The following is a 13,555-nucleotide window of genomic DNA, read 5'->3' on the forward strand; positions in this document are numbered from 1 at the left end:
CATAAGAACAATTTTTAAGAAGTATTTACCAATAGTTGTGCCTTTTCACTTCAAACAATTATAGAGGTTTAGAACTTCTTACATTGAATTCGGTTAATCTAGAGCCTTTGCATTTTTTAAGCATTTCAATTGGCTTCACACTTCTATACTTTTCACTTTAGCATGCAATTTGTTAACATCATGACGCATCAAAACCTTGTAAAAATGCTCGGTCATTGTAAGCATGATTTAATGTGCTGAATGCAAATACAACGCAATCTTTTTTATTCATAAAATTTTCTAAATTTAAGGGCTTTCGCACTGTGGATCTTCAAAATTCAACACCAGACCTCTCCAGCCACACCCCAATGATGCAACAATATCTTAAGGTTAAAATGGCACACACACATGCGTTACTATTTTATCGCATGGGAGATTTCTATGAATTATTTTTTGATGATGCACATCAAGCCGCCAAAATTTTAGGAATTACCTTAACTCATCGCGGCAAAGCAGCAGGTGAACCAATTCCAATGGCAGGGGTGCCGTATCATGCCGCAGAAGGTTATTTGGCGCGTTTAATTAAGGCAGGTAAAACCGTTGCAATTTGCGAGCAAGTTGGAGAAGTCACAGGTAAAGGCCCCGTAGACCGGAAAGTAGTCCGAATTTTAACCCCAGGCACCTTAACCGATGATGCCCTACTCGGTAGCTATCAATCTTCTAATTTAGTTGCCATTTCAATTCAGCAAAACCAAATTGGTTTGGCATTACTAGACTTAAGTGCCAGTATTTTTAAAGTACAACAACAAGACTTTAAACCTGAACAACTTGCACTTGAATTGGCTCGTTTAATGCCAAGTGAAATTCTAATTGATGAAGATCTTGTCGATCAAAACATTATCGAACTAATCAAAAAACACATCGACTGTCCAATTAGTAAACGTCCAAATGTCGATTTCAATCTGAACAATGCAAAAAAAACCTTATGCGATCAATTTGGGGTTGCCACACTTGCAGGTTTTGGTGTCGAACATTTACCTCTTGCACAGGCCGCCGCCGCCGCACTGATTCATTATGCCAAAGAAACACAAAAAACGGCTTTACCACATATTCGTGCGCTTCAAGTTGAGCAAAGTAGCCATTTTGTTGCGCTTGACCCTGTTACACGGCGTAATTTAGAAATCATTGAACCTTTATTTGAACATGGTACATCACTTTTTCAACTGATTAATCATACTCAAACGGCCATGGGTGGGCGTTTACTTAGCCGTACGCTCATGCAACCCATTCGCGACACACAAATGCTCGATGCACGTTTAGATGCAGTCGAACAGATGCTCAAAGCAGATTTTGAAGCCAATGTACGCGATGTATTAAAAGAAATTGGTGATATTGAACGTGTTTTAAGTCGTGTTGCACTTGGAAGTGCCCGCCCACGTGATTTAGTTTTGCTGCGTCAAGCATGTGCCCAAATTCCCGCATTACGCCAAACATTAAGTCCTTTAATTGGCACAAAATCATCCCTATTAAAAGAATTAGATCAACAACTTGGTGACTTTAAAGCGTTACACCAACACTTAATGGCAGCAATTGTCGAGCACCCTCCCGTTTTATTGCGTGATGGCAATGTAATTGCCGAAGCTTATGATGCTGAACTTGATGAACTACGAAAAATTCGTGACCATGCGGGGCAATACTTAATTGACCTAGAAATTAGAGAACGTGAACGCACAGGCATTCATGCGCTAAAAATTGGCTATAATCGTGTTAGCGGCTATTATATTGAACTGACCCGTACACAAGCCGAACTTGCCCCTGCCGACTATATTCGTCGTCAAACCCTTAAAAATGCAGAACGCTACATTACACCTGAACTAAAAGGCTTTGAAGATAAAGTCTTATCAAGCGAATCACGGGCATTGGCGCGTGAAAAAATGCTATTTGAAGCTTTGCTTGAAACATTGCGTGACAATCTTGCCCATTTACAAATGATGAGCGGCGCGATTGCACAGATTGACATTTTAAGTAATTTTGCTCATTTAGCCCGTTTAAACACGTGGTCACGTCCAAGTTTCAGCCCTGAAATTGGGATTAAGATTGTGGCAGGTCGCCATCCTGTAGTGGAAGCACTCAACAAAGCCCCTTATACCCCAAATGACACACTGCTCGACTTTAATCACCGTATGGCGATTGTAACAGGGCCAAATATGGGCGGTAAATCAACCTTTATGCGCCAAACCGCACTGATTTGCTTATTGGCATATTGTGGCGCTTTTGTACCAGCACAATCTGCACAACTTGGGCCGATTGATCGTATTTTTACCCGTATTGGTTCGGCAGATGATTTATCTACAGGTAAGTCGACTTTTATGGTCGAAATGACTGAAACTTCGCAAATTTTGCATCATGCTACCCATCAATCTTTAGTACTGATGGATGAGGTTGGACGTGGTACAAGCACCTACGATGGCTTGTCTTTAGCATGGGCCTGTGTGGTCGATTTAACTAAACGGATTAAATGTTTATGCTTATTTGCCACACATTATTTTGAACTTACCGAGCTTGCAAAAGAAACTGGCATCGACAATTATCATGTCACAGCAAAAGAAATTAATGGCAATTTGATTTTACTGCACAAAGTTCAACATGGGCCTGCAAGCCAAAGTCATGGTCTGCAAGTGGCAAAATTGGCAGGAATTCCAACAAATGTGATTAAAGAAGCACAAAAACGCCTACAAATTTTAGAAAAACAGCAACAACAACATTTACAAAGTGCTGTACAAAATGATCTGTTTGCAGCACACGAATCAACCATTGCCACAATTGAGCCAACCATCATTGAAAAAATTATTGAAGTACCCGTTGCCTCGCCTGCACTTGAATTACTCCAGCAAATTGATGTAGATAATTTAAGCCCAAGGCAAGCACTAGAACAGCTTTATGAACTTAAAAAACAGTTATAAGCAATAAAAAAGAGCGTCTATTTTAGGCGCTCTTTTTTGATAATTTAAAACTTCAATAGCCACCACTACACATCGAAGAACTGCGTGACAAATTCGGCCCCCAAGTCCGATAGCCTTGCGTATCAATATGAATTTGCCCCGATGCGTACAACCCAACGCCCATATTTAAGCTTTGTCCATATTGATACCAAAACTGGCAGATTTTATATTTGGTATCATCAATAAAGGCAAAGTCAGAACCTTGTGGATATTGCGGACCAATCCGAAAATCAATTGCAGAATTAAATAGATGTCTTGAAGAGTTTGCACCACCTGCACAGCGGTTGGTTGGTAAATCACGATATACCGAAGTCACCTCAAAATCAGTAAGTACTTTGGTTGCAATTAAATATTTAAACACACGCAAAGTTGCAATTTGATTGTTCCATAACTCTCGATTCGGTACGGCATACTCCACAGCGCCACATTTTTGCCAATCTCGTGCAGTACGTAATAATTCAAATGAAGGTACAAGATTTCCCACATTATTTTTTGTTAAAAATTGCTCATATTCATATACACGCTGCCGATGATCATCTTCCGACAACCATTGCAAATAAGATGCAGGGATCACTTTTACTGGAGTTGGTCTTGGCGTGGTCACCCGCTCTTGTGGAATTTCAATTCGCGTGCCCGTTTGAGCATGGTTATAAACGACTTTTTGTGTCGTTGTTGTCGTACAGCTCGCCAACATAAGTGATGCTACACTTGCTAAAAATATCGAGGAATACGCAACTTGGGTCATTAGAAATAAAAATTTGCAAAAATCTGTCTTAGTTTACTGCAATTTTAAACCTGTTTTTTTAATTTTCGCAGCATAATGTTGGATTTCGGTATCAAAAAATTACGCCAACCAATCGCTTATCTTTCTTCATCTCAACACTGAAGAAAATCACTTACGCAGTGCTATAAAATTCAAAATTCCGCTTTTATCCAAATTGGTTTTATTGTAATTCGCCCATTTTTTTGACAATCACATCGTGCAAAATTGAACTCTCGCTATAAATGTATACAATTGCCCTATCATAATCAGGTGTAACACTTATGCAAGAACTGTGGACCGCAGTAGATGAATATATCGAGTCATATTTAATCCCGCATGATCCAAAGCTCGATCAAGCCGCAGAAAACACCATCACCCATGGCTTTTCTAATCATCTTGCAGTTGCACCGAATCAGGGGATGTTTTTACAAATGCTGATTCAAATGAATCAGTGTAAACGGGTTTTAGAATTAGGTACTTTTGCAGCGTACAGCACCATTTGGTTAGCACGCGCCCTACCTAAAGATGGCTACTTACTCACCATTGAAAACCGCGACACCCATGCCAAAATGGCACAATACAATATCGACCAAGCAGCACTCACACCAGAAGTTGAACTGAAAGTTGGACGGGCTGCCGATATTTTAAATGCTTTAGATGCAAATACCCCTGCATTTGACTTCATTTTTATCGATGCCGATAAAGCAAGTTACCCTGAATATTTAGAGCTCAGCTTAAAGTATTCACGTTCTGGTACCGTTATTGTATTAGACAACGTGATTCGTGCAGGCGATATTATTAATCAGGACAATCACAAGCCGAGTATTGAAGGCTTGCGTAATACTTTTACAGCGCTCAAAAATCACCCACAATTATTATCTTGCACCGCATTACAAACCATTGGGTTAAAAGGACATGATGGTTTTGCCATTGCAATTGTGAAATAAGCGCAAAAAAAGAACAAATACAGTTAAATTATTAAAAACAATAAGATACAAACTCTGTCCATAATCTTATCCACAGATATTGAGGATAATTATGGACAGATTACAATACACTATTTTATTTCACCACAATGAGTGGCACACTTAAATTCCTGAAAATGGTTGTGGTAATACTGCCTAAGAAAAATTGATGAATTTTGCTATGACTAAATGCACCTAATAATAATAACTGAATACCATGTTGACACTGATAATCCATAATATTTTCCGCCACATCGCCATAACGTGTTTCGGCGACCACATTCATTTCTTTGGCTTCTAAAAATGCGAATGGTTCTTGTAGAATTTCAGGATGGTCACCTACATACAATAAATGGCATTGCAATTGACGTAACAAATCACTTTGTGGAATCCGATTCAGCATTTTTGTACAAATTGGCGAATATTCATAAGCAAAAATAAATCGTGTTGGGGCTTTAAAGTGATCACCCACCGTCATAACCGTACATTTTGCCCCACGAATAAAGTTTTCAACATTACTGCCAATAATTTTATTTTTACCCGCAGCACGCTCGCCGACTCGGCCAATAATCGCAAAATCATCTCCTCTTAAGACATTAAAACTTTGCTCTAAAAAATCGCCTTTTTCCTGAATAATAGTCGTATCTAAACCATATTGTTCTTTAATCATCTCTGAAATATGCTGTAATAGATTGTTGCTATAACTAATCGCCAGTTCACTTTGTTTTTGTTCTAATTCCGCCAGCTCTTTTAACAACATCGCATTGCTTTCAAAGCCAATTACTCCACTAATTTCGCCCAAATGGTAACTTGCAGGATAATAATCGAGGACTTGCAACAAAACCAATTCACGATGCGTTTGTTTCGCGACCCACGCTGCCGCCGCTGCAATTGCATTAATACAAGGAGATGAGTCAATACAAGCAATGACACGTTTCATTTTCGCCTCTCTTTTGCGTAAATTACGCTTTAGGTCTATTTGTTAAAATAGAACTTAGCACAACTTCGCCGCAAGCGAAAATGCTTTTCGGTGAATAAAAGACCAAAGTCTTTTAAAAATGTTATTCTCTCCAACGGATGAACTGGGCCGGATTTCCCACTACAACGGTTCGGGCATCAATATCTTTGGTTACCATACTATTCATGCCCACAACGGCTTGTGCGCCAATTTTTACGCCATCTTTAATCCCCACATGTGCCCCTAACCAAACATCTTGCCCAATATGAATGCCTTGTGAGCGTACAGCTTGCTGATAAATCGGTTGTTCAAGCGCCATTCCATGATCAAAAGCATATAAGTGACTATAGGCCGCAATCCGAACTTGGTCTTCAATAACAATACCTGCTCGGCCACCATCTAAAATGCAATGGTGATTAATCGCCACTTCATTGCCAATAGTCAGTGGGCCATGCAAAGTGCAATCTGCCGCAATAAAGCAGTTATCGCCAATGCTAATTTTGCGTCCGCGTTCAGCAAAAATATGCGCCAATGGCGAGATAAAACAATTCTTGCCAATTTCAACAGTTTCCATGTCCATCAAATAGGCTTGATATTCTTGTTGCCATTGCTCTGCCCATACACGATGTTTCGGTTTAAGTGTCCAATACAACCACGGCATGTAATTTAAGCGCTGTTTATGTTGTTCTCGGTATTTAAGTAACGGATCGTATTCAGTCATGCGCATCATCACATTTTAAGCTTTCGCGGCCGCGAGTAACATCTTGAATTTTTTGCGCGAGTGCCACAATTTGATGCACTTGCAACTGTGCCACAACATGCACACCTTCGGCGGTATATTCTTCTTGATACGCAATTTGCTGTTGTTGCAGCTCATATTGCAAAATAGCCCATTCATTAAATAAACAAGCAAATTCAACTTGTTTTTTCTCGATGAGTTCAATTTTTTCAGCCAGTAATAAGCATTGACCCGCCGTACCGCCATAGGCACGAACCAAGCCACCTGTACCCAATTTAATACCACCATACCATCGGTTTACTAAAACCAAAACATTGGTTAAATCATTACCTTCTATGGTGGCTAAAATGGGACGACCTGCGGTGCCTGATGGTTCACCGTCATCATTAAATCGAACGTGATGCCCAATTTTCCATGCCCAACATTGATGCGTCGTACTAATATCTTTGTAGGCTTCTAAAAAATCACGCACCTCTTGCTCATTTTCTACAGGCACAGCAAAAGCCTGAAAACGACTCTTTTTAATGTCTTGTTCAAATTCAACCAAGCTTGCAAGGGTAAATGGCATAGATCACATCGATAAAAACACATTAGAAGATTAATGGCATCGACATTCATTCACACTGATCAATGCCAACGCCATAGCATTTACACTCAATATTATTCAGGTGCACTCAACTCAGTCATCGGCCAACGTGGCGTTGTCGTCACAGCTAAGTCATCACACGCGCCTGCTTTTAAACGTTGATAACCTGCAAACGCAATCATGGCGCCGTTATCGGTACACAATGCAGGTTCGGCGTAATACACTTCGGCTTTTATTTTCGCCAACTTTTGTTCCAAACTTTCACGTAAGCGTAAATTTGCACTGACGCCACCTGCAATCACCAAACGTTTTAAGCCAGTTTGCTTTAACGCTTTGGCTGATTTTTTCACTAACGTGTCAACAATCGCTTCTTGGAAAGATGCAGCAATATCAGCATCGCGGTTTTCGCCATTTAATTTTTTCAATTGCACTGAAACTGCGGTTTTTAAACCACTAAAGGAAAAATCTAATCCTTGATGCAGCATCGGACGCGGAAATTCAAACGCATTCGTATCGCCTTGTAAGGCAAGTTTGGCAATATTTGGCCCACCTGGATATGGCAAGCCCATCATTTTAGCCACTTTATCGAAAGCTTCGCCTGCCGCATCATCAATCGACTCGCCTAATAATTCGTATTGTCCAATGCCGTAAGCCGCCATCAGTTGCGTATGACCACCCGATACCAACAACGCCACAAAAGGAAATTCAGGTGGTGTTTTAGACAACAAAGGCGCAAGCATGTGCCCTTCCATATGGTGTACACCAATCGCAGGTTTATTTAAAGCAAATGCCAAAGTACGGCCAAAAAGTGCGCCGGTCATGAGTGCTCCCATTAAACCCGGCCCACGCGTATAGGCAATCGCATCAATTTGTTGCTTGCTTACACCACTTTGTTGTAACAATTCATTGATTAAAGGAATCAGTTTACGTACATGGTCACGAGATGCCAATTCAGGCACAACACCGCCATATTCAGCATGTAATTGGATCTGGCTATATAAAACTTGCCCCAAAATACCTTGCTCACTGTCATAAAGTGCAAGTCCAGTTTCATCACAAGAGGTTTCTAAGCCTAAAACAATCATTAAAATGCCTATTTTTCTATCCAAATTACAGCGATTGCTATTATAGACTTGTGATATGAGATGTAAATGAGTAAAATACCGAGCTTCACTTGTCAGCTAGTGCATGGTGCATTGGCTGTTATCCATAATATTTGAGGATTCTTCATGCCACAAGTTAAATTGAAAGAAGGCGAACCAGTAGACGTAGCTATCCGTCGTTTCAAGCGTTCATGCGAAAAAGCGGGTGTTTTAGCTGACGTTCGTAAACGTGAATTCTATGAGAAACCAACTCAAGAACGTAAGCGTAAAAAAGCTGCTGCAGTTAAGCGTTATCAAAAGAAATTGACTCGCGAATCTGTACGTACTACTCGCCTTTACTAAGATTAATTTGTGATTGAAGCTTGCATGACTATGAATACATTAAAAAACCAAATTACTGACGCATTAAAAACAGCAATGCGCGCCAAAGAAGTGGCAACAGTGACGGTCATTCGTAGTTTACAAGCTGCAATTAAGCAAATTGAAATTGACGACCGTATTGAGCTTGAAGAACCTCAAGTTCTTGCGGTTGTTGAAAAACAAATTAAGCAACGTAAAGAATCGGTTAAAGCCTTTCAAGGTGCTAACCGAGAAGATTTAGCTAGTAAAGAACAAGCCGAGATTGAGATTTTATCTCAATTTCTACCAGAAGCTATGACTGAGGACGAGCTTGATTCTCTCATTGAGCAAACAATTACTGCTCAAGGTGCAACTAGCATGAAAGATATGGGTAAGGTGATGAATTCTCTACGTCCGATCATAGCCGGGCGTGCCGATCCTGCACAAGTCTCTGCCAAAATTAAAGCCAAACTTTCTTAAGCTTTCATTAAGACAAATGATATAAGCGCTCTTGCTGCATTTGTTTTAAACGTGCGTTAACTGTTGCCAGTAAAGATGGATTATCTTTTGCTAGGCGTTGTGCTTGCAGTAAAGACTTAATTCCCGCTTCTTCTAGTCCCGACCAAAATTGTGTTTCAGCACGATACCTCAACACATTTATTTCTTTAACTGCCGATGTTGAGTTCGTATTTTCCGCGCGCATCATTAAATCCCAACCCGTTATATCACGCGGATTATCCTGTAAAATTTTCTTCACAATCGCTTGCGCCTGCACTGCTTTATTTTGACGAATCAGCGTTTCAGCATATTTATAACTTAATGCACGATTCTCAGGCATTAACACTTGTTGAGCTGCAACAACTTGCTCTGCCTGTGCATATTTTTGCTGATTTAAAAAAATATCGGTTTGAAGTAACACTGCCAACACAGTATGCTTTGTCACAGGTTCTACACCCTCCAAAAGCTGCTGTGCTTTTTGTAAATCATTTTGCTGAATATACAATGTCGTTAAAGCCAATGTTGCCGCCTGATTCTTTTGTGCAACCAACGTTAATAATTGTGCTTCAGTCGCTTTATGGGTAATTACCCCCGTATACCAACGAATCAAATCATATTGCTGATTGTCCATCGTGAGTTTAACTGGCGGCAATTGGCTCGCTCTCAACCTCGCTTCACTCATACGCTGGGTTGTTAAGGGATGAGTTAACCAAAATTCAGGCATGAAACTAAGCTGTGATGAACTGCGCTGCATGCGTTCAAAAAAATCAGCCATACTTGCAGGATTATAACCCGCCGCAGCCATATATTGCATGCCCACACGATCCGCTTCTCGTTCTTGATTACGACTATAGCTCAGCTGCCGATCCATCAATGCAGCTTGTGTTCCCAGCATCACAGCCGAACCCGCGCTCCCATCACCTTGACTGGCAATTGCAGCACCCACCAAAATACCAGCCAATGCCAACAACCCTTGCCCCTTAAATGCTTCTTGCGATCGGCTATAATGTTTTTGCGTCACGTGCGCAATTTCATGCCCAATAACACTTGCAACTTCATCACTATTTTTTGCTAATAAAATCAGTCCAGTATTGATAGCAAACACACCACCAGGAGCAGCAAAAGCATTCACCTGTGGATCATCTATCAACAATAAACCTATCGGTTCTGGAGCATTGGTTTGCGCCCAGATTTTCAAAAAAATTTGATTAAGCTGATCTTGTAACCAAATATCATTTACCAAGGGCAAATGCTGATGAATCTCTCGATAAATTTTCTCACCTAAAAATCGCTCATTTTGCTGCTCAATTAGACCATCCCCTGCCCGAATATCTGGCACCAGACTCACAGCGGGCTGAGGATTCAGACTTAAACTCAATGGCTCAGCATAAAGCGGTTGACTCAGCAACAGTACAGATAATATGCCTTCAAATAAGCGATTTTTTCTCAATTTTTATCCTTTTAATTACACACCACATACGTGCTTAAGTGAAATAAATTCATTTATCTCGACATTGTAAACGATCATTTCGATTAAACTGTTCTCATCTAAAATAAATCGCAACCAAACTTCAACCAATTTTCAATCATTCGACTATTGTTCTTGCGTATTTTCCGTTAGCATAGAATTTTGAACCAATTTGTGTAACCGCTATGGATCAAGCTACCGCCTTAAATCACATGCAGGACGCATGGTTGGAAGACCTTTTCCAACAACAAAAGTATGCCTTTCAGCAGCATCCAAACCCAAGTTTATCTGAACGAAAACAATATTTAAGACAGCTTAAAACTCAACTATTAAAACACCAAAACCAAATCAGCGAAGCGATTCAACAAGATTTTGGCAATCGTAGCCATGATGAAACTCGCTTAGCTGAGCTTTTGCCCAGTGTAATGGGCATTAATTATGCGATTAAACATGTAAAAGAATGGATGCAACCAAATAAACGTCATGTGGGGCTATTATTCCAACCTGCGCAAGCTTATGTGATGTATCAACCCTTAGGTGTAGTCGGAATTGTTGTACCTTGGAACTATCCATTGTTTTTAGCGATTGGCCCACTGTGTCAAGCACTTGCAGCAGGCAACCGTGTCATGCTTAAAATGAGTGAATTCACACCGATTTTTTCAGCCCTACTGCAAAAACTGATTGCTGAAATTTTCCCACAAGATTTAGTTCATGTGATCACAGGCGACGCAAATGTTGCACAGCAATTTACCGCACTACCCTTTGACCATTTACTGTTTACAGGTGCAACCTCTATTGGTCAGCACGTCATGCAGGCAGCCGCAAAAAATCTAACCCCCGTAACCCTAGAGCTTGGTGGAAAATCTCCTGCTATTATTGGCCAACAAGCAGATCTACGCGAATCTGTACTGCGGATTGCCTTTGGCAAAAGCATGAACAGCGGTCAGACCTGCGTTGCGCCCGATTATGCTTTTGTACCTGAAACTGAATTAGAGCGCTTTATTGAGTATTATCAGCAAGCAATTCATCAGTTTTACCCTAAAATTGAGCAGAATGCTGACTACACCCATATTATTAACAATCGACAATATCAACGTTTAAACGCTTACCTTGAAGATGCAACAGAAAAAGGTGCAACCGTTATACCGCTTTATAAAAATGACACAACTGCAAGCCGATGCTTAAGTCACTATTTAGTCTACAACGTTAATAGCAGTATGCAATTAATGCAAGATGAAATCTTTGGGCCAATTTTACCCATTATGACCTACAAAAATATAGAAGATGTCATTGACTATATTCGCAAACGACCACGCCCACTGGCTTTATATTATTTTGGCTCTAACATCCAAGAACAACAGCAAATACTAACCCAAACGCACAGTGGCGGAGTATGTTTAAACGAAACACTCGTTCATGTTGGACAAGATGATTTACCTTTTGGCGGTATTGGTGCATCGGGGATGGGCAGTTATCATGGTTATGAAGGCTTTTTAACCTTTAGCCATGCTAAATCAGTTTTCGTGCGACCACAACTCAGTTTTATGAAATTTATTTATCCACCTTACGGCACAAAAGTACAAAAAATGATTTATAAATGGTTTTTACGCTAGCCTTTATTTTACAAATCACATCAATGGGCTAAAAAACCACCTTTTTAGCTCATTTATTTTGTCTAAAATCTCTTTTTTCCACGATTTTTGATCAAATTGGTCAATCCACAAAGCTGATATTTTAAGCACCCCGATCGCTCATCTCTAATTTTTCTGACATTCGTATTCAAGTTTTCGCTTTTTTAACCTAAAAAACAAAAATAACTACAGTTTAAACACATCAAACTCATTTATCTAAATGAAGAATAAAACCTAAATCAAAAATACAAACAACCATCAATATATTTATACATTTAAATAAAAAACAAATACTTACAATAAATAAAAATCAAAGAATAGAAAAAATATATAAAAATAAAATTCAAAATCAATAAAAAATACCACAACAGTCGTTTATTTTTTAACCGCAGTTAACTTTGTGTAGTTTGAGTAAATCACTGCATCTAAAATTGTCATTTTTTAACATTGTTATTTGAGGCAAAAATTTACAAGATATACGCACATTTTGCTTTGCACATTGCGTTAAAATAATGACAAAGTTGATGCAAATGAGTAGATAATCTACCATAATTGGCAAACTTTGCAGCTATCGTGCAAAAAATATTGCAATTTAAAATGGAGCAAGTTTTATGACTTCACGTATTTTGGTGATTCATGGACCAAATTTAAATCTGCTAGGAAAGCGAGAACCTGAAGTCTATGGTCATCAAACTTTAAATGACATCAATTTAGCACTAACTGAGCAAGCCCAACAGGCAGATTGTACGTTAAGCACCTTCCAAAGTAACCACGAAGGTGAAATTGTTGACCGTATCCATTTAGCACAAACTGAAAATATTCAATTTATTATTATTAATCCTGCTGCATTCACACATACCTCTGTGGCACTGCGTGATGCACTTTTAGGTGTCAACATTCCATTTATTGAAGTGCATCTTTCCAATGTACACGCACGTGAAGCATTTCGCCATCACTCCTATTTATCCGATAAAGCGGTAGGTGTGATTTGCGGACTTGGTGCACAAGGCTATCATTTTGCGCTTAATTACGCGCTTTCAACTTTTCAACCTTAATTTTCCAACCAAGGAATACGAACACTATGGATATTCGTAAAATCAAAAAGCTCATCGACTTGATGATTGAATCTGACCTTCATGCCATTGAAGTGAAAGAAGGTGATCAATCGATTGCTTTGACTCGCCGTAGTCCTGCACCAATTCAAATGGGTGTTGCAGCAATGCCTGCACCTGCTGCTGAAGTTGCTTCTGCTGCACCAAAGGCAAAATCACGTGGTGTGGTTGAAACCTCTCCAATGGTTGGTGTGTACTATGCGGCTCCAAGCCCAGGCGAAGCACCATTTGTTCAAGTTGGTCAAACCATTTCTGCAGGTGATACTTTAGGTATTATCGAAGCAATGAAAATTATGAACCCAATTGAAGCAACTCAAAGCGGTGTGATTGAAGAAATTTTAGTTAAAAATGGCGAAGTGATTGAGTTTGGTCAACCGTTATTCCGTTACCGCGCATAATTACGGAGACTTCT

Annotated in this window: 13 protein-coding genes; 7 read left to right on the forward strand and 6 right to left on the reverse strand. The window is 39.8% G+C overall.

The window, feature by feature from the left end; all coding sequences use genetic code 11:
* Window positions 1–347 precede the first annotated feature (347 nt).
* Window positions 348–2,942, forward strand: coding sequence for a DNA mismatch repair protein MutS (gene mutS, locus FXN70_RS03095; RefSeq protein ID WP_324646065.1), 2,595 nt, complete (start codon window positions 348–350; stop codon window positions 2,940–2,942).
* Between the two features lie 52 nt (window positions 2,943–2,994).
* Here the strand turns inward: mutS and FXN70_RS03100 are convergent, their stop codons facing one another.
* On the reverse strand, window positions 2,995–3,675 hold the full coding sequence (locus FXN70_RS03100) for a D-Ala-D-Ala carboxypeptidase family metallohydrolase (protein ID WP_324646003.1): 681 nt from the start codon (window positions 3,673–3,675) through the stop codon (window positions 2,995–2,997).
* Between the two features lie 350 nt (window positions 3,676–4,025).
* On the opposite strand from FXN70_RS03100, the gene FXN70_RS03105 reads away from it, so the two are divergent.
* Window positions 4,026–4,691, forward strand: coding sequence for an O-methyltransferase (locus FXN70_RS03105; RefSeq protein ID WP_324646004.1), 666 nt, complete (start codon window positions 4,026–4,028; stop codon window positions 4,689–4,691).
* Between the two features lie 115 nt (window positions 4,692–4,806).
* Here the strand turns inward: FXN70_RS03105 and FXN70_RS03110 are convergent, their stop codons facing one another.
* From FXN70_RS03110 to tsaD, 4 genes are all read right to left on the reverse strand, one after another.
* Window positions 4,807–5,649 (reverse strand): universal stress protein, encoded by an 843-nt coding sequence (locus FXN70_RS03110; protein ID WP_324646005.1) that lies wholly within the window; start codon window positions 5,647–5,649, stop codon window positions 4,807–4,809.
* A 121-nt stretch (window positions 5,650–5,770) separates the two neighbouring features.
* The gene (locus FXN70_RS03115) at window positions 5,771–6,388 is read right to left on the reverse strand and encodes an acyltransferase (RefSeq protein ID WP_324646006.1); all 618 of its coding nucleotides are present in this window, start codon (window positions 6,386–6,388) and stop codon (window positions 5,771–5,773) included.
* Window positions 6,381–6,974, reverse strand: a complete 594-nt coding sequence (locus FXN70_RS03120; protein WP_324646007.1) for a YigZ family protein — start codon at window positions 6,972–6,974, stop codon at window positions 6,381–6,383. The genes FXN70_RS03115 and FXN70_RS03120 overlap by 8 nt, the downstream gene beginning before the upstream one ends.
* Before the next feature lie 92 nt (window positions 6,975–7,066).
* The gene (gene tsaD / locus FXN70_RS03125; protein ID WP_324646008.1) at window positions 7,067–8,077 is read right to left on the reverse strand and encodes a tRNA (adenosine(37)-N6)-threonylcarbamoyltransferase complex transferase subunit TsaD; all 1,011 of its coding nucleotides are present in this window, start codon (window positions 8,075–8,077) and stop codon (window positions 7,067–7,069) included.
* A gap of 144 nt (window positions 8,078–8,221) precedes the next feature.
* Here tsaD and rpsU point away from each other — a divergent pair, with 144 nt between their 5' ends.
* Together rpsU and FXN70_RS03135 are read left to right on the forward strand one after the other, a co-directional pair.
* Window positions 8,222–8,437 carry a 30S ribosomal protein S21 gene (rpsU, locus tag FXN70_RS03130; protein ID WP_004652785.1) on the forward strand — a complete coding sequence of 72 codons (216 nt, stop codon included), beginning with the start codon at window positions 8,222–8,224 and terminating at the stop codon, window positions 8,435–8,437.
* A 30-nt stretch (window positions 8,438–8,467) separates the two neighbouring features.
* Entirely contained in the window at window positions 8,468–8,914 is a 447-nt protein-coding gene (locus tag FXN70_RS03135) for a GatB/YqeY domain-containing protein (protein ID WP_324646066.1), read from the forward strand.
* Window positions 8,915–8,921: 7 nt separating this feature from the next.
* Here the strand turns inward: FXN70_RS03135 and FXN70_RS03140 are convergent, their stop codons facing one another.
* Window positions 8,922–10,382 carry a M48 family metalloprotease gene (locus FXN70_RS03140; RefSeq protein ID WP_420714352.1) on the reverse strand — a complete coding sequence of 487 codons (1,461 nt, stop codon included), beginning with the start codon at window positions 10,380–10,382 and terminating at the stop codon, window positions 8,922–8,924.
* 203 nt (window positions 10,383–10,585) lie between these two features.
* Between FXN70_RS03140 and FXN70_RS03145 the strand changes: the two genes are divergently transcribed.
* The 3 genes from FXN70_RS03145 to accB all read left to right on the forward strand — a co-directional run bounded on the left by FXN70_RS03145 (window position 10,586) and on the right by accB (window position 13,541).
* Window positions 10,586–12,013: a coniferyl aldehyde dehydrogenase gene (locus FXN70_RS03145; protein WP_324646009.1), complete on the forward strand. Its 1,428-nt coding sequence runs from the start codon at window positions 10,586–10,588 to the stop codon at window positions 12,011–12,013.
* Between the two features lie 629 nt (window positions 12,014–12,642).
* Window positions 12,643–13,086 (forward strand): type II 3-dehydroquinate dehydratase, encoded by a 444-nt coding sequence (gene aroQ, locus FXN70_RS03150; RefSeq protein ID WP_324646010.1) that lies wholly within the window; start codon window positions 12,643–12,645, stop codon window positions 13,084–13,086.
* Window positions 13,087–13,112: 26 nt separating this feature from the next.
* Complete coding sequence (gene accB, locus FXN70_RS03155) at window positions 13,113–13,541, forward strand: acetyl-CoA carboxylase biotin carboxyl carrier protein (protein WP_324646011.1); 429 nt, start codon at window positions 13,113–13,115, stop codon at window positions 13,539–13,541.
* Window positions 13,542–13,555 lie beyond the last annotated feature (14 nt).

Source organism: Acinetobacter sp. MD2, from assembly GCF_035615575.1.
GTDB lineage: Bacteria > Pseudomonadota > Gammaproteobacteria > Pseudomonadales > Moraxellaceae > Acinetobacter.

What these genes read in the sequence shown, in the direction of transcription:
- rpsU (WP_004652785.1), top strand. Translation starts at nt 8,222, where the DNA reads ATGCCACAAGTTAAATTGAAAGAAGGCGAACCAGTAGACGTAGCTATC.
- aroQ (WP_324646010.1), top strand. Translation starts at nt 12,643, where the DNA reads ATGACTTCACGTATTTTGGTGATTCATGGACCAAATTTAAATCTGCTA.
- FXN70_RS03100 (WP_324646003.1), bottom strand. Translation starts at nt 3,675, where the DNA reads ATGTTGGCGAGCTGTACGACAACAACGACACAAAAAGTCGTTTATAAC.
- FXN70_RS03115 (WP_324646006.1), bottom strand. Translation starts at nt 6,388, where the DNA reads ATGACTGAATACGATCCGTTACTTAAATACCGAGAACAACATAAACAG.
- FXN70_RS03120 (WP_324646007.1), bottom strand. Translation starts at nt 6,974, where the DNA reads ATGCCATTTACCCTTGCAAGCTTGGTTGAATTTGAACAAGACATTAAA.
- FXN70_RS03145 (WP_324646009.1), top strand. Translation starts at nt 10,586, where the DNA reads ATGGATCAAGCTACCGCCTTAAATCACATGCAGGACGCATGGTTGGAA.
- FXN70_RS03105 (WP_324646004.1), top strand. Translation starts at nt 4,026, where the DNA reads ATGCAAGAACTGTGGACCGCAGTAGATGAATATATCGAGTCATATTTA.
- mutS (WP_324646065.1), top strand. Translation starts at nt 348, where the DNA reads ATGATGCAACAATATCTTAAGGTTAAAATGGCACACACACATGCGTTA.
- FXN70_RS03135 (WP_324646066.1), top strand. Translation starts at nt 8,468, where the DNA reads ATGAATACATTAAAAAACCAAATTACTGACGCATTAAAAACAGCAATG.
- tsaD (WP_324646008.1), bottom strand. Translation starts at nt 8,077, where the DNA reads ATGATTGTTTTAGGCTTAGAAACCTCTTGTGATGAAACTGGACTTGCA.
- accB (WP_324646011.1), top strand. Translation starts at nt 13,113, where the DNA reads ATGGATATTCGTAAAATCAAAAAGCTCATCGACTTGATGATTGAATCT.
- FXN70_RS03110 (WP_324646005.1), bottom strand. Translation starts at nt 5,649, where the DNA reads ATGAAACGTGTCATTGCTTGTATTGACTCATCTCCTTGTATTAATGCA.